The organism is Pseudomonas sp. NFACC10-1 (genome assembly GCF_900119195.1).
In the GTDB taxonomy this organism is placed as follows: domain Bacteria; phylum Pseudomonadota; class Gammaproteobacteria; order Pseudomonadales; family Pseudomonadaceae; genus Aquipseudomonas; species Aquipseudomonas cerasi.
In genome coordinates, this window is the sequence record NZ_FPJB01000001.1 from 899,548 (window position 1) to 918,896 (window position 19,349).

The 19,349-nt window shown below is 56.5% G+C and carries 21 protein-coding genes; 11 read left to right on the forward strand and 10 right to left on the reverse strand.

Annotated elements, in window-relative coordinates; all coding sequences use genetic code 11:
• The first annotated feature begins 87 nt into the window (after nt 1-87).
• The 7 genes from ihfB (at nt 88) to BT119_RS03900 (ending at nt 7,300) form a co-directional block, all read left to right on the forward strand.
• The gene (gene ihfB, locus BT119_RS03870) at nt 88-384 is read left to right on the forward strand and encodes an integration host factor subunit beta (RefSeq protein ID WP_003369729.1); all 297 of its coding nucleotides are present in this window, start codon (nt 88-90) and stop codon (nt 382-384) included.
• A gap of 24 nt (nt 385-408) precedes the next feature.
• Entirely contained in the window at nt 409-651 is a 243-nt protein-coding gene (locus tag BT119_RS03875; RefSeq protein WP_003369732.1) for a lipopolysaccharide assembly protein LapA domain-containing protein, read from the forward strand.
• A 413-nt stretch (nt 652-1,064) separates the two neighbouring features.
• Nucleotides 1,065-2,498 carry an MBL fold metallo-hydrolase RNA specificity domain-containing protein gene (locus tag BT119_RS03880; RefSeq protein WP_072364834.1) on the forward strand — a complete coding sequence of 478 codons (1,434 nt, stop codon included), beginning with the start codon at nt 1,065-1,067 and terminating at the stop codon, nt 2,496-2,498.
• 198 nt (nt 2,499-2,696) lie between these two features.
• A complete protein-coding gene (locus BT119_RS03885) occupies nt 2,697-3,677 on the forward strand; it encodes a UDP-glucose 4-epimerase family protein (protein WP_072364836.1) in 981 nt (326 codons plus the stop codon).
• Entirely contained in the window at nt 3,670-4,680 is a 1,011-nt protein-coding gene (locus tag BT119_RS03890; protein WP_003369738.1) for an MraY family glycosyltransferase, read from the forward strand. The genes BT119_RS03885 and BT119_RS03890 overlap by 8 nt, the downstream gene beginning before the upstream one ends.
• Before the next feature lie 104 nt (nt 4,681-4,784).
• Complete coding sequence (locus BT119_RS03895) at nt 4,785-6,779, forward strand: polysaccharide biosynthesis protein (RefSeq protein WP_003434424.1); 1,995 nt, start codon at nt 4,785-4,787, stop codon at nt 6,777-6,779.
• Nucleotides 6,780-6,937: 158 nt separating this feature from the next.
• Nucleotides 6,938-7,300 (forward strand): ComEA family DNA-binding protein, encoded by a 363-nt coding sequence (locus BT119_RS03900; RefSeq protein WP_003434427.1) that lies wholly within the window; start codon nt 6,938-6,940, stop codon nt 7,298-7,300.
• Nucleotides 7,301-7,401: 101 nt separating this feature from the next.
• Here the strand turns inward: BT119_RS03900 and BT119_RS03905 are convergent, their stop codons facing one another.
• Nucleotides 7,402-7,971 carry a TetR/AcrR family transcriptional regulator gene (locus tag BT119_RS03905; protein ID WP_003369744.1) on the reverse strand — a complete coding sequence of 190 codons (570 nt, stop codon included), beginning with the start codon at nt 7,969-7,971 and terminating at the stop codon, nt 7,402-7,404.
• Between the two features lie 120 nt (nt 7,972-8,091).
• Nucleotides 8,092-8,883 (reverse strand): TlpA disulfide reductase family protein, encoded by a 792-nt coding sequence (locus BT119_RS03910; protein ID WP_072364838.1) that lies wholly within the window; start codon nt 8,881-8,883, stop codon nt 8,092-8,094.
• A 415-nt stretch (nt 8,884-9,298) separates the two neighbouring features.
• On the opposite strand from BT119_RS03910, the gene BT119_RS03915 reads away from it, so the two are divergent.
• On the forward strand, nt 9,299-10,576 hold the full coding sequence (locus BT119_RS03915) for an aromatic amino acid transport family protein (protein ID WP_003369750.1): 1,278 nt from the start codon (nt 9,299-9,301) through the stop codon (nt 10,574-10,576).
• 72 nt (nt 10,577-10,648) lie between these two features.
• Here BT119_RS03915 and BT119_RS03920 read toward each other — a convergent pair whose 3' ends face one another.
• The 3 genes from BT119_RS03920 to BT119_RS03930 form a co-directional block, all read right to left on the reverse strand.
• Nucleotides 10,649-10,855: a hypothetical protein gene (locus BT119_RS03920; RefSeq protein ID WP_002554553.1), complete on the reverse strand. Its 207-nt coding sequence runs from the start codon at nt 10,853-10,855 to the stop codon at nt 10,649-10,651.
• Between the two features lie 123 nt (nt 10,856-10,978).
• Nucleotides 10,979-11,461 (reverse strand): GreA/GreB family elongation factor, encoded by a 483-nt coding sequence (locus tag BT119_RS03925; protein WP_003369752.1) that lies wholly within the window; start codon nt 11,459-11,461, stop codon nt 10,979-10,981.
• Between the two features lie 3 nt (nt 11,462-11,464).
• Nucleotides 11,465-11,875: a hypothetical protein gene (locus BT119_RS03930; RefSeq protein WP_072364839.1), complete on the reverse strand. Its 411-nt coding sequence runs from the start codon at nt 11,873-11,875 to the stop codon at nt 11,465-11,467.
• 159 nt (nt 11,876-12,034) lie between these two features.
• On the opposite strand from BT119_RS03930, the gene earP reads away from it, so the two are divergent.
• Together earP and BT119_RS03940 are read left to right on the forward strand one after the other, a co-directional pair.
• Nucleotides 12,035-13,171, forward strand: a complete 1,137-nt coding sequence (gene earP, locus BT119_RS03935) for an elongation factor P maturation arginine rhamnosyltransferase EarP (RefSeq protein ID WP_054080858.1) — start codon at nt 12,035-12,037, stop codon at nt 13,169-13,171.
• Nucleotides 13,172-13,270: 99 nt separating this feature from the next.
• On the forward strand, nt 13,271-13,840 hold the full coding sequence (locus BT119_RS03940) for an elongation factor P (RefSeq protein WP_002554550.1): 570 nt from the start codon (nt 13,271-13,273) through the stop codon (nt 13,838-13,840).
• Nucleotides 13,841-13,942: 102 nt separating this feature from the next.
• Here the strand turns inward: BT119_RS03940 and BT119_RS03945 are convergent, their stop codons facing one another.
• Both BT119_RS03945 and BT119_RS03950 read right to left on the reverse strand, forming a co-directional pair.
• Entirely contained in the window at nt 13,943-14,362 is a 420-nt protein-coding gene (locus tag BT119_RS03945) for an organic hydroperoxide resistance protein (RefSeq protein ID WP_003434440.1), read from the reverse strand.
• A 212-nt stretch (nt 14,363-14,574) separates the two neighbouring features.
• Nucleotides 14,575-15,048, reverse strand: coding sequence for a MarR family winged helix-turn-helix transcriptional regulator (locus BT119_RS03950; protein ID WP_003369762.1), 474 nt, complete (start codon nt 15,046-15,048; stop codon nt 14,575-14,577).
• Between the two features lie 188 nt (nt 15,049-15,236).
• Between BT119_RS03950 and BT119_RS03955 the strand changes: the two genes are divergently transcribed.
• Nucleotides 15,237-15,983, forward strand: coding sequence for a sulfite exporter TauE/SafE family protein (locus BT119_RS03955; RefSeq protein ID WP_042930760.1), 747 nt, complete (start codon nt 15,237-15,239; stop codon nt 15,981-15,983).
• On the opposite strand, the gene BT119_RS03960 is transcribed toward BT119_RS03955, so the two are convergent.
• The 3 genes from BT119_RS03960 to BT119_RS03970 all read right to left on the reverse strand — a co-directional run bounded on the left by BT119_RS03960 (nt 15,973) and on the right by BT119_RS03970 (nt 19,077).
• Entirely contained in the window at nt 15,973-16,827 is an 855-nt protein-coding gene (locus BT119_RS03960; RefSeq protein WP_218190025.1) for a LysR family transcriptional regulator, read from the reverse strand. The two genes, BT119_RS03955 and BT119_RS03960, sit on opposite strands and share 11 nt — an antisense overlap.
• 85 nt (nt 16,828-16,912) lie before the next feature.
• On the reverse strand, nt 16,913-17,950 hold the full coding sequence (locus BT119_RS03965; RefSeq protein WP_072364843.1) for a glycosyltransferase family 4 protein: 1,038 nt from the start codon (nt 17,948-17,950) through the stop codon (nt 16,913-16,915).
• Entirely contained in the window at nt 17,947-19,077 is a 1,131-nt protein-coding gene (locus tag BT119_RS03970) for a hypothetical protein (protein ID WP_003369770.1), read from the reverse strand. Before BT119_RS03970 ends, BT119_RS03965 begins: the two co-directional genes overlap by 4 nt.
• Nucleotides 19,078-19,349 lie beyond the last annotated feature (272 nt).

Genomic DNA, 19,349 nt, shown 5'->3' on the forward strand with positions numbered 1-19,349 from the left:
AGTCAATAGATGGGCTGTTCAAATTCATCCGGTCATGCTAAAACCTTCCAAGCGCTGATCTAGCTGCTTGAAAAAGAAGGGAAAAATATGACGAAGTCGGAGTTGATCGAACGAATTGTCACCCATCAAGGGCTGCTCTCATCCAAGGATGTCGAGCTGGCCATCAAGACCATGCTTGAACAAATGTCCCAGTGCCTGGCAACCGGTGACCGAATCGAGATTCGGGGCTTTGGCAGCTTTTCGCTGCATTACCGTGCACCACGGGTAGGGCGCAACCCGAAGACCGGACAGTCGGTCAGTCTCGATGGCAAGTTTGTCCCGCATTTCAAGCCGGGCAAGGAGCTGCGGGATCGGGTCAACGAGGATGAAGAAGAGGGCCTTTAAAGCCATCCACCACAGGATTACCAGATGCGTATCTTCAAACGAGTCATTCTGATCGTCGCCGTGTTGCTCGCTGTTTTGGCAACAACCGTGTTTGTGCTTGAGAACCGGCAGTCTGTTGCCGTGACGTTTTTCGGTTGGTCGGCGCCTCAGCTTCCTCTGGCATTGCCTGTTGTCCTTGCGTTGCTCTTGGGCATGGTCATCGGCCCGATACTGGCATGGATAGCCAGTCTTCGTAAAAAGCGCACACCTTCCCCTCGCTCTGTCTGAGCAGCGTCGATCATGCGTCGTCGGAGATTGATCTGGCGACACGATAGCGCGCGTTTTTTACCCCTTTCTGTTCAATAAAGCCGCATGCGATGCTTCGGGGCTGGTGTGCTTCGTTGTGCCTTCGCGCGTTTTTATCGAAAAAAGAGCCTTATAGTTCTGTCAGTTTATTCTTCGCTTATATAGAGAATAGTTGCTCAGGCGTGTAGGAATATTCGCTTTTTTAATTCGTGTACCCATTTTAAAGGGGGTGCGGGTTATATTCATTTTCAGTGTTGATTACTGCTGCCCTGACTGCCTTGTGTCAAGGCTTGAAAATGAATCGTTCAAGTGCAGAATGCGCCGAAACTTAATGTTCAGACCTGCTGCCGGATGTACCGCGTATTCAGAGCAGGCTGGCAAGAAAAGGTGACTGCATGTCTTATCCGCAAATCATTCATCACGGCGCTGTCGATACAGTCACGGGTTCGTGTCATCAATTGCACATGGATGCATCGAGCAGCCTGCTGATTGACTGCGGGGCGGTGCAGGAGCGCGGCAGGCAGTCCGGGACCGCTTTATTCGGATTCGACCCGGAGGCTGTCAGAGCGTTATTGATCAGCCATGTGCACAATGACCATGTCGGGCGTATTCCCGAGTTGCTGGCATCCGGTTACAAGGGGCCGATACTGTGCAGTGAGCCCAGTGCCCACCTGTTGCCACTGGTCATGGAAGATCTTCTGAAAATCGAATTTGCACACGACCCCGGGCAAGTCGGACGCTACCTGGATGTCATCAACAAGAGAATCATCGCTCTGCCATTCGATGAATGGTTCAGCCTGGTCGACAACGAATCCCTGCATTGCCGGGTCCGTTTGCAGCGTGCCGGGCACATACTGGGATCTGCCTATATAGAATGCGATCTTCAATATCCTGCACAAACGCGTTCTGTGCGCGTGGTGTTTTCCGGTGACCTGGGGGCGAGTCATACGCCGTTTCTGCCTGCGCCGAAACCGCCCGAGCGCGCGGATGTGCTGGTGCTGGAAAGCACCTATGGCAATCGTGTTCACGAAGATCGCAGCATTCGTCAGCAAGGGCTTGAGCGCATCATAGGCAAGGCGCTGGAGGATAACGGCACCGTCCTGATACCGGCATTCAGCATCGGCCGAACCCAGGAGTTGCTCTACGAGCTGGAAGACATACTGCGACGCAAGATGCCATCGAATCATGCCGTCGAAAACGGTAGGCAGCCGGGTGACGGTGATCCGGACTGGTCGAGGTTGCCGATCATCCTTGATTCGCCTCTGGCGAGTCGCTTTACCAAGGTCTATCAGTCGTTTGAAGACTACTGGGATGAGGGCGCGCGGTTAAGGCTCGACGTCGGCAGAAAGCCGTTGGGTTTCGAACAACTGGTTACCGTCGACACCCATGAGGAACATCTGCGCACTGTCAATTACCTGGCCAGTACGGCGCGTCCGGCCATCGTGATTGCCGGTAACGGTATGTGTGCCGGAGGCAGGATCGTCAATTACCTGAAAGCCATGCTCGGTGACACACGGCATAACGTGGTATTTGTCGGCTATCAGGGCAAGGGAACGCCGGGCGAGGCCATTCAGTTGCACGGCCCGTCGGGCGGCTATGTAGAGCTGGACCGCGAGCGCTTCGATATAAATGCCGGGGTCCACACCGCAAAAGGCTATTCTGCCCACGCTGATCAGGTCGAACTGGTCGAGTTCGTGACGGGGATGAAAGAGTGGCCGACGCAAATCAGGCTGGTGCATGGCGAGGCGGCCGCGAAAAAGGTTCTGGGCAATATTCTGAGTCGCAAGTACTCGCTCAAGAAACGCCCGTTGGAACTGTTTATCCCTTGAAGGCGCGATGAGCACGTTAGTTGTCGGCCGATGCGGTAATCGAATTCTTGCAAGTGAGTGCCAATGCATGATTATCGTGCATTGTCCCTGGGGTACGTTGAACGTCATCGTGAAAGTTATAAAATGGCTTGAACATATTTCAGTTGTCAAAACGCGTTACTTAAGCAATATTTGGCCGATTTGGAAGGGCGTGTTTGCATGAGCGGTGATGTTGCATTGGTTGCAATAACAGGTGCGACAGGTTTCGTGGGCAGTGCTGTGGTTCGCCGACTGATCGAACGCACAGGCTGCTCTGTGCGGGTTGCGGTCCGGGGCGCTTATGCTGCTTCCGACTCGCGCATCGACGTTGTCAGTGCGCAATCATTGGCGCCGGACAATCAATGGGCAAGTTTTGTAACCGGCGCGGACGTGGTGATTCATTGTGCTGCCCGGGTGCATGTACTCAACGAGACCGCTGACGCTCCGGATCAGGAATACTTCCGCGCCAATGTCACCGCAACGCTGAATCTGGCCGAGCAGGCCGCAGCGGCAGGCGTCAGACGCTTCATCTTTATCAGTTCCATCAAGGCCAATGGCGAGTCTACGCTTCCGGGCGCGCCATTCAATGCGAGCGACCCGTGCAATCCACTGGATGCCTATGGCGTGTCAAAGCACAGGGCCGAAGAGGGCTTGCGCGAGTTGTCTGCCCGCACCGGTATGCAGGTGGTGATCATTCGACCGGTATTGGTCTATGGTCCGGGGGTCAAGGCGAACTTCAGAAGCATGATGCGCTGGCTGGACAAAGGGCTGCCGTTGCCGCTCGGGGCCATCGATAATCGTAGAAGCCTGGTGGCGGTGGATAACCTGGCAGACCTGGTGACGGTCTGTGTCGATCATCCTGCTGCGGCTGACCAGACGTTTCTGGTCAGTGACGGTGATGATCTGTCTACGGCCAGGCTGCTGCGCGAAATGGGCAAGGCCTTGGGCAAACCTGCCCGGCTGCTGCCGGTGCCGACCGTGCTGTTGAACGCGGCTGCAGCACTGTTGGGCAAGAAGGCTTTTTCACAACGGCTGTGCAACTCGCTGCAGGTCGATATCAGTAAAACCTGTACGATGCTGGATTGGCTTCCACCTGTGAGTATTGAACACGCCATGCAGGACACCGCTCGATATTATCTGGAACACGACAAGCATGATTGAGTGGCTGTCGGTCATCGCTATTGCCTTTCTGTCTCTGATTCTAACGGCGTTGTTGCGCAAGTATGCGCTCGCCAAAAGTCTGATCGACATTCCAAACGCTCGAAGTTCGCATTCCATACCCACGCCCAGAGGTGGCGGCGTTGCCATCGTCATCACTTTCGTCATGGCGATGGCTTTGCTGGGGTGGGCCGGCTATCTGCCTTGCTCTGCGCTTGTTGCCATCGTCGGTTCGGGCGGCTTGGTGGCGGTGATCGGTTTCATGGACGATCACGGGCATATCGCCGCACGATGGCGCCTGCTGGGGCATTTTGCTGCGGCTGCATGGGCCTTGTTCTGGCTGGACGGTCTTGCCCCGCTTGACGTCATGGGCTGGACGGTCGACCTGGGGCCATTCTGGCAAGTACTCGCGGCGTTCTATCTGGTGTGGATGCTGAACCTTTACAACTTCATGGACGGAATAGACGGTATCGCCGGTATCGAGGCGGTCACTGTATGCCTGGGCATGAGCATCATCTATGCCTTGGATGGCCACGCCGGGCTGTCCTGGGAAGTGCTCATGCTGGGCGCTGCCGCAGCAGGTTTCCTCTACTGGAACTTCCCGCCGGCGAAGATATTCATGGGCGACGCGGGCAGCGGCTTCCTCGGGATAGTGCTCGGTGTGCTATCCATTCAGGGTTCCTGGGCCTCACCTCAGTTATTCTGGTCCTGGTTGATTCTGCTGGGAGTGTTTATCGTCGACGCGACCGTGACCCTCGTGCGACGCCTGTTACGCAAGGAAAAGCTCTACGAGGCACATCGCAGCCACGCGTATCAGTTTGCGTCGCGTCATTACGGCCGGCATGTGCCGGTTACGCTTGCAGTGGGGCTGATCAATCTTGTCTGGTTGCTGCCGATTGCACTATGGGTTGCGCTGGGCGATGGAGAAGGGCTTATATGGGCGGTAGTTGCTTACTGCCCGCTGATTCTACTGGCGCTGAGGTTCCGCGCCGGCAAGGCAGAATAAGGTAACGAAGTGTTTTTCTGGTTGTCTCAGACACGTAGCTGTTTCACAGGTACCGATTTCAGATCATGTTGCAACCGGTAGCATAACGGAGCATTAAAAAATTGATGAGCAGGTTGCGGACCAGATTACTGGCTCTACCACGCCGCAAAAAACGAATAATTCAGGTGGCTGCCGACGTCCTGTTGGTCTGGCTGGCTCTATGGATGGCGTTTGTCGTACGACTGGGTATCGATGAGCTGATCAATCCGCTCGAGAAGCACACGTGGCTGTTCATCAGTGCGCCCGTTGCGGCTATCCCGCTGTTCATCCGGTTCGGCATGTATCGCGCAGTGATGCGCTATTTCGGCAATGATGCGCTGATTGCCATCATCAAGGCCGTGACGATGTCGTCGCTGATCCTTGGGTGCATGGTCTACGTTTACAGTAACCACCAGCAATTGGTCCCGCGTTCGGTGATCTTCAATTATTGGTGGCTGAGCATGGTCATGATCGGCGGTCTGCGACTGGCCATGCGGCAGTATTTTCTCGGCGACTGGTTCGCTGCGGCGCAGCACGTACCTTTCGCCAAGAGCGACAACGGTTTGCAGAAGGTTGCCATCTACGGCGCTGGCGCTGCGGGAAACCAGTTGGTCGCCGCATTGCGCATGGGCCGTCTGATGCATCCGGTGGCGTTCATCGATGATGATGAATCGATTTCCAACCGGGTTATTTCCGGTCTTCAGGTCTACAAACCGCGAAACATCCAGCGAATGATCGATTCCACGGGGGCTCAGGAAATCCTCCTGGCAATCCCTTCATCGTCGCGTGGACGTCGTCGGGAAATCCTCGGTTTTCTGGAAGGCTTTCCGCTGCACGTACGAAGCGTTCCGGGCTTCATGGATCTGGCCGCTGGCAGGGTCAAGGTCGATGACCTTCAGGAAGTCGACATTGCAGACCTTCTGGGGCGCGATGCAGTCCCGGCCCGCGATAACCTGCTTGAGCACTGCATCAAGGGCAAAACGGTGCTGGTGACCGGCGCTGGCGGCTCGATCGGCTCCGAGCTGTGCCGACAGATATTGCTGCTGCAGCCTACCCAGTTACTGTTGCTGGACCACAGCGAGTTCAATCTCTACAGCATTCTTTCCGAGCTTGAACAGCGCTCGGCCCGTGAGTCACTTTCGGTGAAATTGCTGCCCATACTCGGTTCGGTGCGCAACCACCCCAAATTGCTGTCGATCATGAAAACCTGGAAGGTCGACACGGTCTATCACGCTGCGGCCTACAAGCATGTGCCCATGGTCGAGCACAATATCGCCGAAGGCGTCATCAACAACGTTGTGGGCACGCTCAATACCGCCCAGGCGGCGTTGCAGGCAGGCGTGTCCAACTTTGTCCTGATCTCTACCGACAAGGCGGTCCGCCCGACCAATGTAATGGGCAGTACCAAGCGTCTCGCCGAATTGATATTGCAGGCACTGAGCCGCGAAACCGCACCAGTGATCTTCGGCGACAAGGCCAATGTCTATCAGGTCAACAAGACCCGCTTTACCATGGTTCGCTTTGGCAATGTGCTTGGCTCGTCCGGTTCGGTGATCCCGCTGTTCCACAAGCAGATCCAGTCAGGCGGGCCGCTGACGGTGACGCATCCCAAAATCACCCGCTACTTCATGACCATCCCCGAAGCCGCTCAATTGGTCATTCAGGCGGGCTCCATGGGGCATGGCGGCGACGTGTTCGTTCTCGATATGGGTGAGCCGGTCAAGATTGTCGAACTGGCCGAGAAGATGATCCACCTGTCCGGTCTGGCCATTCGCTCGGAGAAAAATCCGCACGGTGATATCTCCATTGAGTTCACCGGGCTGCGTCCTGGCGAAAAACTCTATGAAGAGCTGTTGATCGGCGACAACGTGGTTGCCACCGAGCACCCGATGATCATGAGTGCAAACGAAGATTGCCTGCCGTGGGATGTATTGAAAGGCCGCCTGACAAAACTGCTGGACGCGGTCGACCGCGACGATTACACCAGTGTGCGTCAGTTGCTGCGCGAAACGGTAAACGGTTATACGCCAGAGGGCGAAATCGTTGACTGGATGTATCAGGAACGCAGCGGCGAAACGTGATTTCATCAGCACCGCCGGGGCTCTGGGCAGAGGCGGAAATACGTTGAACGATCCGGCAACAGGCAGCAACGCTCGACTGCTTTTCCAGGAGGGGACGCTGGTCTAAGTTTCAGGCACAGCATGTGGATGCTGCCTTGAACTGCTATGGAGCTTTATCTATGCGAACCCCTATTTTCAGTGCCCTGATCTTTGCCTTGCTCACCAGTGCCTCGGTTGCGGTCAATGCCGCCCCTGTGTCTCAGCCCGCCACATCGGCGCCCTCGGTATCCCATTCGCCGATGATGGAGGACACCGCGCCCACTGCGGCGCATGAGCAACGCAAGGACAGGGTCAATCTCAATACTGCCGATGCGCAAACACTGCAGAAAGAACTGGCGGGTATCGGGAAGAACAAGGCCGATGCCATTGTGGCTTACCGGGAAGCCAACGGTGAGTTCACGTCGATTGATGAGTTGATAGAGGTCAAGGGGATCGGCAAGGCCATTCTGGAGAGGAATCGCGAAAAACTTGCGATCGACTGAACAGCGCTTCAGCCAGTAAAAACACAGGCCGATCAATGATTGGCCTGTGTTTTATAAACTCTCGCTGAGACGCTCCCCGCGAAAGTGTCTGTACCAGAGGGTCAATTGGTGCTCTTTTTTATCTCCTGTTTGAGATAGTCGCGGGTCGTGTCCAGAATGCGCTGTGACAGCTCCTCGTCAAAAGCGCTGCGGGCGAGTGCCAGACCACCCACCAGTGCGGACAGCACCGGCAGGCTTTTGGACTCCATTCCATTCTCCGCGAGGGGCTTGTCGAACTGCTCCAGCAGGTGAAGGATGATTTTATCCGTCGTCATGCTGGGCTGATCGCGCTGGCCCAGTTCCAGGCACATGGTCGGTAACGGGCAACCCCCGTCCTCCGCATCGCGGCTGGCTATCGATAGGTAGAGATCAATGAATTCACTGAGCGAGTCCTGTCTGGCGAAAACGTCGCTGGTGATTCCTTTTACATTGTCGAGGGCGTGACTCAATGCCTGTTCAACAAGATCATCCTTGGATTTGAAATGCGCGTAGAACCCGCCATGGGTCAAGCCAAGTGCCTTCATCAAAGGTTGCAAGCCCGTAGCACCAATGCCGTCACGACGGAAGCGCATGGACGCTTCCTTGACAATGCGTTGGTGCGTTTGGGCCTTATGATCGAGCGCGTAACGCATGCGCTGAGTCTCCAGAGAGGGCCAATGTGTCAGCGCATTTATACATGGATAGGTGAAACGTTGCAGCAGGCTTTCGCTCGCAATGAGAACTTCAGCTCAATCAGTCAGGTGAATACCTGACTATTTATCCAGATAATGAGTGAGGCTGGCTCTGGACAATTCGCCCAGATGGCTACCGATCAGGCGTCCGTCCGGCGAATAGAAGAGAGTGGTGGGTAGCGCCGCCGAACCGACCTGGCGGGCGAACTCGCCGTCCGGATCCAGAAAACTGTTGCTCAGCACCAGTTGCTGTTTGGACAGATAGTCGCTGACTGTCCCGGCGCTTTCGGCCTGATTGACGAACAGAAATGTAATGTCCTTGCGTTCCCGTTGCATGTCGCGCAGCACCGGCATTTCGCGGCGACACGGAGGGCACCAGGTGGCCCACAGGTTGATGACCACCGATTTGCCCCGGTAGTCGGACGCCCTGACCGGCTCGCCAGCCAGCGTCCGAAGTGTTGTATCAGGCAGTGAAATACGCTTTTGATAATGATCCAGAATCAAGCCGCCCGATACCCAGATCGCCAGTCCGATGCCCATCCCGAACGTCAGGGCGCGACGCTGTTCGGGACGGCGCCAGCCGATGATCAAGGCGCCCAGCAGGGCGCAGATAACCCCGGGCCAGACCAGAAAGCCGCCATCACGGATGTCCAGTGCCTTCCAGGGAGTGTCGCTGTACTGTGCGAAATAGGTCAGGACGAACGCGATACGTGCGCTGGCTACACCCAGAATGAAGAGTCCGAACACGGCGGTCTTTCTGGACAGGGTATGCCGGACAAGCCGCGCCTCTATCCAGGTGGCCGTCATCAAGGCGCCCAACAACAACAGGTGGGGTATCGCGAGGGCGAACGGCCCGGCGTTGATGCTCAACATCGTTTTGGGTCCTTGAAGGGGTTTTTGCCGGGATCACATTCAGCTGCCGGTGCGCTTATCTGCCTGACGACCATCCATTGCGCACTGCACAGGCGCAGCATGGTATCGCTGCCGGCCCCTCCAGGAAAACGCAGAACTGTTCCCGGATGTCAGGCCGCGTGGGCGGCTTGATTGAGCCTGTAAGCTGTTGAAACACTAATTCCTCGACAAGAGGTCGACCGTCCTCCAGCCCTTTGTACAAAAGGCGTGCGCTCGAATGCCGACTTGTTGTGGAAGAAACTATTGTCCTACAAGCCTTTGACTTCTGGCGTCAATCCCGGAGAATCTCGCCCGCTGTTTTCGAGGGGGGCGCTGAACTGCCGGTTTTTTCGACGCGTTTCCCTTTTTGATAAACCGGCCACGGAGAGTCGACCGGATGAATGATCAGGCTAATGGCGTCGTAGAACGTCTGGATGTAGCTCCCGAGAGCATCGCGTCGTGGAATCGTAATGACACGACCTGGATGCTCGGATTGTTCGGTACCGCCATCGGTGCGGGTACCCTGTTTTTGCCAATCAACGCAGGTATCGGCGGTTTCTGGCCATTGATGGCGCTGGCGCTGCTTGCGTTTCCCATGACCTTCTACGCCCACCGCGGGTTGACGCGCTTTGTGCTGTCAGGGCGTGAAGGTGCCGACATCACCGATGTGGTCGAACAGCATTTCGGCAAGAGTGCCGGTGCGATGATCACCTTGTTGTACTTCTTCGCAATCTTCCCGATCCTGCTGATCTACAGCGTGGCCCTCACCAACACCGTTGGCAGTTTTCTTGAGCATCAGTTGCACATCACGCCACCGCCACGCGCCGCACTGGCGTTCGTGCTGATCATGGGCCTGCTGGCCGTGGTGCGTTGCGGCGAGCGGTTCATCGTCAAGGCCATGAGCCTGATGGTTTACCCGTTCATCGTCGCTCTGTTGTTTCTCGCGGTATTCCTCATCCCGCACTGGACCGGGGGCATTCTGAGTACCGCTACGACGTTCCCCGAGCTATCGGCGTTCATACCTACGCTGTGGCTGGCCATCCCGGTGATGGTGTTCTCTTTCAACCACACACCGATCATCTCGGCCTTTGCCGTTGATCAGAAGCGCCAGTATGGTGAAAACGCAGAGGTACGCAGCTCGCAGATTCTGGCCCGCGCCCACGGTCTGATGGTGGTGATGGTGCTTTTCTTCGTGTTCAGTTGCGTGTTGACACTGTCACCTGCTCAACTGGCCGAGGCCAAGGCGCAGAACATTTCAATCCTGTCCTACCTGGCCAACCACTTCAATAACCCGACCATCGCCTTTGTCGCACCGCTGATTGCGTTCGTGGCTATTTCCAAGTCGTTTCTGGGTCATTACATCGGTGCAAGCGAGGGCTTGAAAGGCCTGGTTCTGAAAGCGGGTCGTCGTCCTGCACCCAAGGCGCTGGACCGTATGACCGCGGCGTTCATGCTGGTGGTGTGCTGGCTGGTGGCAACGCTTAACCCAAGCATTCTGGGCATGATCGAAACCCTGGGCGGGCCGGTGATTTCGGCTCTGCTGTTCCTGATGCCGATGTACGCTATCCACAAAGTCCCGGCCATGCGCAAATACGCTGGCGCATGGTCCAACTACTTTGTGGTTGCCGCCGGTGTGGTGGCGATTTCAGCACTGATCTTCTCGCTGGCCCGCTGAATCCGGCAAGCGAAACCTCCTGGTCTGCGCCGATTCAACGGCGCAGACTTTGATCAGGTTATGCGATCGTGATCAATCTACTGGCTCGGGATACAGCGGCCTGGACAAGTGCATGATGCTCGCATAGTCGTAAACGTACTGCCGTCCCGCATGGCTGGTCGAACGCAGTTGGTCGATCAGTTGTCGTTCTTTCTTGTTCAAGTATCTCAACGCCGGATCTTGGCTGGACTTCAGGCGATCACGTTCATGGGCGTCAGGGAATGCGATGACGTTCGTCATGAAAAATCTCCTTGGGTTTTAGTCCTTGTTTGCTTTGATGTTGCCCCGGTTGCGGTGGTGATGGCGACGGTTCACCTTACCCACAAAAACTTGATGCGATCAACCCTGTAGATGCCGGGTGTGTCACAACGTTTGTGTGATCTCGTAGGATTGTCGGCTGCCGTTGATGACAATCTGTACAGCATCGTCTTCGAATTTGCCCAGCAGGTTCTGCCCGAGGGGGGCTCTGGCAGTAATGACGGTGACCAGTTGATCGCCTGCGCTGACCTTCAGCCCGGCAGCATCGGGGCCGAGGAACAGATAGTGTGTCTGCCCGCCCGCATCCTCGACAACTATCAGATCACCGGTCTGAATACCGCGCGATTCATCGAATGGCTTGAGCGACCATTTTCGATAAAGCGCCAGCGACTGACGAATTTCCTCGACGCGGCGTGCCTGTCCGGCTGCCAGATAAGAGGCCTCCAGCCCTAGCGTGTCGTACTTGTTCTCGGCGATGTTCTCTTCGTGGGTTGCCGTTTCGTAGGCGGTCTGCGCCGCTCGTTCGGCGATGTCCAGATCGATGTTCAGTTTATCGATGATCAGTTGCAGTACATCCCGTTTATTCATGGTTCATCCGCAGTACTGATCGATGCTGGCACGGCTTTTCTCGCTTGGTGCGGTGCGATCCTGCTGTATCCAGAAATCACACTTCGAACGGTTGAAGGTACGCTGTTGTTGCTCCTGAGCCTGTTCACGCGCCTGGCGGGCCTCGCTTTCACGCAGGCTTTGCTCATATTTGCGAAACATCTCGGTCTCCGGCGCAGACGGGGAGGCGGCCTTTTGTGCGGGCGGTGCAGTCAACTGCGCGGCGGCATTGTCCAGCGCCTGGGCCTGGGCCTGGGCCTGGGTCGGTGGCAGGCTTTTGTAGTAGAGCAGGGCGGTCAGAAACACCGCCAGGGCGCCCAGCCAGATGCCCAGCGCAATGCACACGATCAATTTCAACGACACGTACAGGTCGCGACGGCGGGTGGGAAATGACATGGCTGAACTCCTTGCAGGCCAACAGATGTGATTGTGCCATGCCTGATGCCCAGGCATGAAAACTGTGCAGCATGTTTGCCTGGCAGCACCAGGCTGGTGACAACGTGCCGTTCTGAACGACAATCAGCGTTTTTTGCCATCCAGCCTCAGGGAGTCAGGATGAAAGCCTCGTGGGATATTTTTTGCAGCGTAGTCGACAACTACGGTGATGCGGGCGTGACCTGGCGGCTGGCGCGCCAGCTGGCTGCCGAGCACGGCCTGCAGGTGCGTTTATGGATCGATGATCTGTCGGCTTTCGTTCGCTTGTGCCCCGGTGCAGATCCACAGGCCCGGCAACAGTGGCAAGAGGGCGTGAGCGTCTGCCAGTGGCCGACCGACTGGGTGAGCACCGATATTCCTGACGTGGTCATCGAAGCCTTCGCCTGCCGCTTGCCGACGCGCTATACCGAATCGATGCTGCAGCGTTCGCCAAGGCCGCTGTGGCTGAATCTCGATTACCTCAGCGCCGAAGACTGGGTGTCCGGCTGCCACGGCCTGCCTTCGCCACAGTCGAACGGTTTGAAGAAGTTCTTTTTCTTCCCGGGCTTTTCCGAGGCCACGGGTGGGTTGCTCCGCGAAGCAAACCTGATCGAGCAGCGTCAGGTATTTCAGCGAGACATGGCCGCGAAACAAGGCTTTCTGAAGGGATTGGGTATCGAAGCGTTGGCCGAGGCACGGTTGATCTCGGTATTTGCCTATGAAAACCCCGCGCTCGGCAGTTGGCTCGACGTCCTGGCCAGCGACAGCCGGCCGACGCATCTTCTGGTGCCGGAGGGACGCATTCTCGGCGACCTGCAGCGCTGGCTGGGTATCGACGATCCGCTGTACGCCGGGTTCATTCAGGTCCGCGGGGGGCTGACGGTTCAGGTCCTGCCGTTCATCCGTCAGGAGCTTTACGACCAACTGCTCTGGAGCTGTGATTTCAACATTGTGCGCGGCGAGGACTCGTTCGTGCGTGCGCAGTGGGCGGGGCGGCCGATGCTCTGGCACATCTATCAGCAGGAAGAAGACGCGCATCTGCCCAAGCTCGATGCGTTTTTAACGCTCTACCTCGCGGGTCTTTCCCCGGCGGCCGCTCAAGCGGTGAATCAGTTCTGGCAGCGCTGGAATGTCGGCGGCGACCTTGGCGAGTGTTGGACGGCGCTGGCAGAACACTGGCCGCAGATCGAGCGACATGCCGAACGCTGGTGCCAGCAACAAGCCGCACAGACTGATCTTGCCACGGCGCTGGTGCAGTTTTATGTAAATTCGCTATGATACGCGGCCTTGATACAAGGCTCTGTACGAAAAAGGCCTGCGCAGGTTGTTTCTCGTACAGAGCCTTTGGTTAATTCCATCCAAATTCGGATATATGCAATGAAAACTGGTAAAGAGCTGAAACCCGGTACCGTGATCCGTCTCGAAAACGATCCTTGGCTGGTTCAGAAAGCTGAATTCACCAAATCCGGTCGTAACAGCGCGATCATGAAGACCAAGCTGAAAAACCTGCTGACCGGTTACAAGACCGAGATCGTTTACAGCGCCGACGACAAGCTGGACGACGTGATCCTGGATCGCAAGGAAGCCACCCTGTCGTTCATCAGCGGTGACACCTACACGTTCATGGACACCACTGACTACACCATGTACGAGCTGAACGCCGAAGACATCGAAAGCGTTCTGCCTTTCGTCGAAGAAGGCATGACCGACGTCTGCGAAGCCGTGTTCTTCGAAGACCGTCTGGTTTCCGTAGAACTGCCGACCACTATCGTGCGTCAGGTCGACTACACCGAAGGCTCCGCTCGTGGCGACACGTCGGGCAAGGTCATGAAGCCTGCCAAACTGAAAAACGGCACCGAGCTGAGCGTTGCTGACTTCATCGAAATCGGCGACATGATCGAGATCGATACCCGTGAAGGCGGTTCCTACAAAGGCCGTGCGAAGTAAGCATGGTTTTGTAACCCCGTTACGCAAAAAACCCGCATCGCTGCGGGTTTTTTTGTGCCTGGGATTCTTGCCGGACAGCGGTCACTCAGGCGTCCGACAGGATCAGACCGTTACATGCAGGCGCACATCGACGTTACCGCGAGTGGCGTTGGAGTAAGGGCAGACCACGTGAGCGGCATCGACCAGTTGCTGAGCGTCGGCTTGTTCCAGACCTGGCAGGCTGACATGCAGATCGATGTCCAGACCGAAACCGCCCGGGATCTGGCCGATGCCTACATGGGCGGTGATCGAGGTGTCTGCCGGAATGCTGCGTTTGCTCTGGCCGGCCACGAACTTCAATGCACCGATGAAACAGGCCGAATAACCGGCAGCAAACAGCTGCTCAGGGTTGGTGGCTGCGCCGCCAGCACCGCCGAGCTCTTTCGGGGTCGCCAGCTTGACGTCGAGAATCTTGTCGTTGGAGACAGCACGACCATCACGGCCGCCGGTGGCGGTTGCAACTGCGGTGTAAAGAGTGTCCATGATCTTTCCTCGTTCGATGAAGGTTTGATTGCGCTAAATGCTTGCGCGCTAACTAATCGCAGGACAAGGGTAGTCCAGGGATAGTTTGCGCGCAAGCTAATTTTGCAAAAAAGTTCGAGGCTGGTCGTTGGCGGGCGAGGCAACAGGCTTGAAGGGCCTGCCAGACCTCACGCGTAGTGGCCGGGCATGACGAGAGCCGGGTAACGCTTTTTCTAGAGACTATGGTGCAGGTGCTCGCGCAGCTCCAGCAACTGGGCCTGCAGGTCGCGAAGCTTTTCCATGGTCAGCCCGCTCGACGAGAGAATGCAACCAGGTACGCTCAAGGCCTTTTGTTGCAATTCGCGTCCCTGTGCGGTGAGGTGAAGCAACACCACCCGCTCGTCTTCCTTGCTGCGCGTACGGCTGATGAAGCCTTCGCCTTCGAGGCGTTTGAGCAGCGGCGTCAATGAGCCCGGATCGGTAAGCAGACGCGTGCTGACGTCCCCTACAGTAAGCCCGTCCTTTTCCCACAGCACCATCATCGCCAGATACTGTGGATAGGTCAGCCCGAGCGCCTGCAGCAGCGGCTTGTAAACCTTGGTCATCATCAACGAGGTGGAATACAGGGCAAAACACAATTGGTTATCCAGCAGCAGCGAATCGCAATCGGCAGGTGCGGAGCGGGTCGGGCTTTCGTCGGCACTCATATCAGGTCCTCAAACTCAGTCGAATGAGTTTAACTTAGTGTTGCACTCTTTAATGCGCCAGATAATTTCGCTCGTGCATGCTCGAAGCGCCGGCATTGTGCGTGACGCGTGAAAAAAACGGCGTCATCGGGTGTCGGTCCAGAGCAGGACTGCGTAGCATTTGGTCATTGACCGGGTGGGGACGCAGTGTGATTGAAATTGTGATGTTTGTATTGCTGGGTGCAGCGATGGGCACCCTGGGAGGGTTGTTCGGCATCGGTGGTGGTCTTGTGGCAATTCCCGCGCTCGGGGTGCTGTTCGGTCTGGATCAGCAACTCGCTCAAGGGACCGCCTTGTTGATGGTCCTGCCCAATGTGTTGCTTGCCTTGTGGCGTTACAACCAGCGCAACCGGATTCTGCTGCGTAATGCGCTGATGTTGATCATCCCCAGTTTCATTTTTGCCTGGCTGACCTCACTGCTGGCGGTCCGCGTCGACCCGCAGGGCATGCGCCTGGGCTTCGTCGGTTTTCTGGTGGTGCTGACCGTGTTCAACGTTGCGCAGATGTATTGGCGCAGCAAGCAGGCCGCTGGCGGGTTGCGTCATGAGAAGTGGTTATGGCTGCTGGGCGTCGGGTCCGGCGTGACCGGTGGCCTGTTTGGCGTTGGCGGCGGAGTAGTGGCGACGCCGATCCTTACCAGCGTCTTCGGCACGACCCAGGTCGTGGCCCAGGGGCTGGCGCTGTCCCTGGCTGCGCCGAGCACCGGCATCACGCTGGTCACCTACGCGCTGCACGATCACGTCAACTGGTCGATGGGCATTCCGCTGGCCATCGGCGGCCTGGCCAGCATCAGTTGGGGCGTGAAACTGGCGCATTCGTTACCCGAGCGAACCCTGCGCCTGATGTTCTGCGTGTTTCTGGTGTTCTGTGCGGTCATTCTCGCGCTCAAGGTTTGAAGCCGGCGATGATGTAATCGGCCATGCATTCGGTGATGGGCGAGGGATTTTCAGGGTTGCGCAGCAGGACGATGCTGGCGGTCGGCAACTGTGGCAATTGTTCCGCCTCGCCGAGGATACGCAAATCCGCTGTGGCCAGGCTCTGGAACTGTGCGGTGACTGCCAGGCCCGCACTGACCACTGCGGTGATCGCTGCCATGCTCGAGCTGCTGTAGGCGATGCGATAATCGCGCCCCGCGCCGTCCAGCGCATTGCAGGCCCAGTCACGACAGAAGCAGTGGGTGTTGAACATCGCCAGCGGAATGGGCGTTTGCTCATGTGGGGCAAAGCCGATGGCTTCCATCCACATCAGACGCTCCTGACGCAGCAGTGTGCCGATCTCAGTGCCGGGCTTGCACGTGACGATAGTCAGATCAAGGTCGCGGCGTTGCAGCAGAAGGTCCGATGGCTCGCAATGCACTTCCACCTGAACCAGCGGATAGGCCTGGGCGAACTGCGCCAGAATGCCGGGCAGGAAGCGCATCACGTAATCGTCCGGCGAGCCGATTTTTACCACGCCGATCATGTGCGGCTCGCGCAAGGTGTTGAACACCTCGCTGTGCAGCTTGAGGATCCGTCGTGCGTAACCGAGCAGTACCTGGCCCTCGGCAGTCAGGTTCAGAACCCGACCTTCACGCTGAAACAGCGGGCGCTGCACGACGTCTTCCTCAAGACGCTTCATCTGCATGCTGACCGCCGACTGCGTGCGATTGACGGCTTCGCCTGCACGGGTAAAACCGCCGTGATCGGCAATCGCCACGAAGGTGCGCAACAGTTCGGTATCAATGCTCGGGTAGGTGGCCAAACCATCAATCTCCCAGAGGGACTGCATAAGAAACATTCTTCAAGCTGATCTTATGCATCAGCTCTGTTTTTTACGATGACTACTTTTAACAGGGTGAGGACCGGTCAATGAGTGACTGATAGGCATGGACATAGTTTTCGGCCATTTGACGCGCTGAAAAACGCTTTTGAAACTGCTCGCGTATTCGCATGGCAGATAGCTGGCCCACCTTATGGACGGCGGCTATCGCTTCTGCTTCGTTGCGGACAACGAAGCCTGTGACTCCGTCTTCTATGACTTCTGGGACTGAGCCGGAGGGAAATGCGATCACTGGAGTACCGCAGGCCATTGCCTCGATCATGACCAGACCGAAAGGCTCTGGCCATTCAATAGGAAACAAAAGTGCCAAGGCGCCTGACAGGAAAGTGGTTTTTTCCTGCTCATTGATCTCACCTATGTATTCGACCAGCGGAGAATCCAATAGCGGACGTATGTCTCGTTCAAAGTAAGCGCTGTCAACGGCGTCTATCTTGGCAGCAATCTTGATGGGGATATCGCATTGTTGGGCGATGCGAATGGCCGCATCGACTTGCTTCACAGGCGTGATTCGTCCCAGAAAAGCAAGGTATGTCCTTTTCACTTGCCGGGGTGTATGGAGTTGTAGCGGCAAGCCGTGATACACCGTGCCCACCCAGTTGGCGGCTGGCAGATCATTGCGTTGAGCGTTGGAAATCGAAATAAGCGGCATGTCTGCAAAGGTGTTGAACACCGGTTTGAGTGCGGGCAGATCGACTCGACCATGCAAGGTGGTAACAAACGGTGTGGGCTGGCGGCTGAACAGGGAGAAGGGGTAGAAGTCCATGTGGAAGTGAATAATGTCGAACTCCTGCGCACGACGCCTCACGCGTTCCATCATGACCAGGTGCGGGCTGATGACGTCGAAGCTTCTGTAATCGAGCCTCAGAGCGGCGGGCCAGACTGCATCAAGCTCTGCAGACGTCAATGAGTCGCCGCTGGCGAACAACGTCACTTGGTGGCCTAGTTCAACAAGTGCCTCAGTGAGGTAGGACACCACTCGCTCCGTACCTCCGTAGCGTTGAGGCGGGACCGCCTCGAACAAAGGGGCAACCTGGGCAATTTTCATAAGCGATCTCCGTTTTCGGGTACGTTTATCCATTCCCTGATTTTTTGAGCGGCCACTGCGTCACCTCCGCTGCCGAAGCGTTCGATCAGCCGAGAAGTCTTGCCGCCTGTGCACTGGCGCATGCGGGCAACTGCAACTGCCATTTTTTCATTGAGAATGGCACTTCGCTCAATGTCTCCCAGTGTTGAAATCGCCTCGTCGATGCTAGCCAGACAGGTTTGTGTGGATGTTGTGTAATCAATGTTGACGCCCAGCGTTTCCCAGCCTAGCTCCGCGTCGACCATACCGGCGTTGCGCAGATGAGCCAGCTGAAGGCCTTGCGTATTGTTGACGGGCGGCAGCCATATGACCGGTGTTTGCATAACAGCCGATTCGTAGATGTTGCCCAAGCCAGGTGTACAAACTGCAAATTGGCAGTCATGCATCATCCGGGCGACCTCCGTAAGGGGGTAAGTGGTGGCATCGTCTGATTCCAGTGCTTCTGCGATTGTTTGGCTGGTGGCGATGTGAAGCTTCACCCCCTGATCGAGTGCTGCGCGCAAGGCGAGCGTAATCGCGCGGGCAAAGTCGATAAGCATCGCCTCATCGGTATAAGGGTTCTTAAGTCCGCCCAGATTAAGCAGGACAACGTTGGACTCGCTATTTCGAGGTGCGTACCTGGCCCGGGATGTGATGGGCGGGACGACAAAGTGATTGTTTGATTTTATGCCCGCGAGGCGTTCAACGACGCCTATAAAGTTCTGGGCAATATAAAGTAAGCGAGGGCGGTGAATAAGTTCTTCGATGCGGGGCCAGCGTGTTTCTGCTTGCCAGCACCAGGTCAAGGCATCATAAAAAACAACGCGTTTACCTAAGGACAGTGATCGAGTTGCTATGTCGAGATCCATGGCTGTTACAACGATATCGACATCAGAGATTATAGTATCCCAGTCGCTCGGGCTGCTTCCGGTCATGTCATGGATTTTTCGATAGGGGAGGTGCTTTTGCAGATCCAGTGAGTGCCCTTCACCCGCGTAGGCATGGCAGCCGCTGCCTATAAAGTAAGGTGCAATGGCGGCAATTGCCGCAGAGGGACCGAATCCAAACGGTTCGGCGTTGAATAAAATGCGATTGGCTTCCATGCCCATGTGTTTCTCCAGAACGCTACCTAATTACCGATGCACGTCTTCTCGTTTCGGGGGCGCCTCTCCGCACCCTCAGCGGTTAGCTATTATCTTCAATGGACGGGTGTCAGCCGTTTTTATAATCGGTATTGGTATAATGATTTTTACAGTAGTTACTCAAGATGCTGTTTTCAGAATTCTAGAACGTTCACGGGGCCTGTCAATCGAAACGCTAGTCTATTCTGTAATAACGAAAGCGTTTGGCTTGCTGTAAGGTTGCTGCATGTCTCGCTTGG

Coding starts and splice junctions, on each gene's coding strand:
- BT119_RS03885 (WP_072364836.1), top strand. CDS start 2,697: ATGAGCGGTGATGTTGCATTGGTTGCAATAACAGGTGCGACAGGTTTC.
- BT119_RS03875 (WP_003369732.1), top strand. CDS start 409: ATGCGTATCTTCAAACGAGTCATTCTGATCGTCGCCGTGTTGCTCGCT.
- BT119_RS03940 (WP_002554550.1), top strand. CDS start 13,271: ATGAAAACTGGTAAAGAGCTGAAACCCGGTACCGTGATCCGTCTCGAA.
- BT119_RS03895 (WP_003434424.1), top strand. CDS start 4,785: ATGAGCAGGTTGCGGACCAGATTACTGGCTCTACCACGCCGCAAAAAA.
- BT119_RS03925 (WP_003369752.1), bottom strand. CDS start 11,461: ATGAATAAACGGGATGTACTGCAACTGATCATCGATAAACTGAACATC.
- ihfB (WP_003369729.1), top strand. CDS start 88: ATGACGAAGTCGGAGTTGATCGAACGAATTGTCACCCATCAAGGGCTG.
- earP (WP_054080858.1), top strand. CDS start 12,035: ATGAAAGCCTCGTGGGATATTTTTTGCAGCGTAGTCGACAACTACGGT.
- BT119_RS03905 (WP_003369744.1), bottom strand. CDS start 7,971: ATGCGTTACGCGCTCGATCATAAGGCCCAAACGCACCAACGCATTGTC.
- BT119_RS03910 (WP_072364838.1), bottom strand. CDS start 8,883: ATGTTGAGCATCAACGCCGGGCCGTTCGCCCTCGCGATACCCCACCTG.
- BT119_RS03880 (WP_072364834.1), top strand. CDS start 1,065: ATGTCTTATCCGCAAATCATTCATCACGGCGCTGTCGATACAGTCACG.
- BT119_RS03965 (WP_072364843.1), bottom strand. CDS start 17,950: ATGAAAATTGCCCAGGTTGCCCCTTTGTTCGAGGCGGTCCCGCCTCAA.
- BT119_RS03930 (WP_072364839.1), bottom strand. CDS start 11,875: ATGTCATTTCCCACCCGCCGTCGCGACCTGTACGTGTCGTTGAAATTG.
- BT119_RS03900 (WP_003434427.1), top strand. CDS start 6,938: ATGCGAACCCCTATTTTCAGTGCCCTGATCTTTGCCTTGCTCACCAGT.
- BT119_RS03915 (WP_003369750.1), top strand. CDS start 9,299: ATGAATGATCAGGCTAATGGCGTCGTAGAACGTCTGGATGTAGCTCCC.
- BT119_RS03950 (WP_003369762.1), bottom strand. CDS start 15,048: ATGAGTGCCGACGAAAGCCCGACCCGCTCCGCACCTGCCGATTGCGAT.
- BT119_RS03945 (WP_003434440.1), bottom strand. CDS start 14,362: ATGGACACTCTTTACACCGCAGTTGCAACCGCCACCGGCGGCCGTGAT.
- BT119_RS03890 (WP_003369738.1), top strand. CDS start 3,670: ATGATTGAGTGGCTGTCGGTCATCGCTATTGCCTTTCTGTCTCTGATT.
- BT119_RS03920 (WP_002554553.1), bottom strand. CDS start 10,855: ATGACGAACGTCATCGCATTCCCTGACGCCCATGAACGTGATCGCCTG.
- BT119_RS03970 (WP_003369770.1), bottom strand. CDS start 19,077: ATGGGCATGGAAGCCAATCGCATTTTATTCAACGCCGAACCGTTTGGA.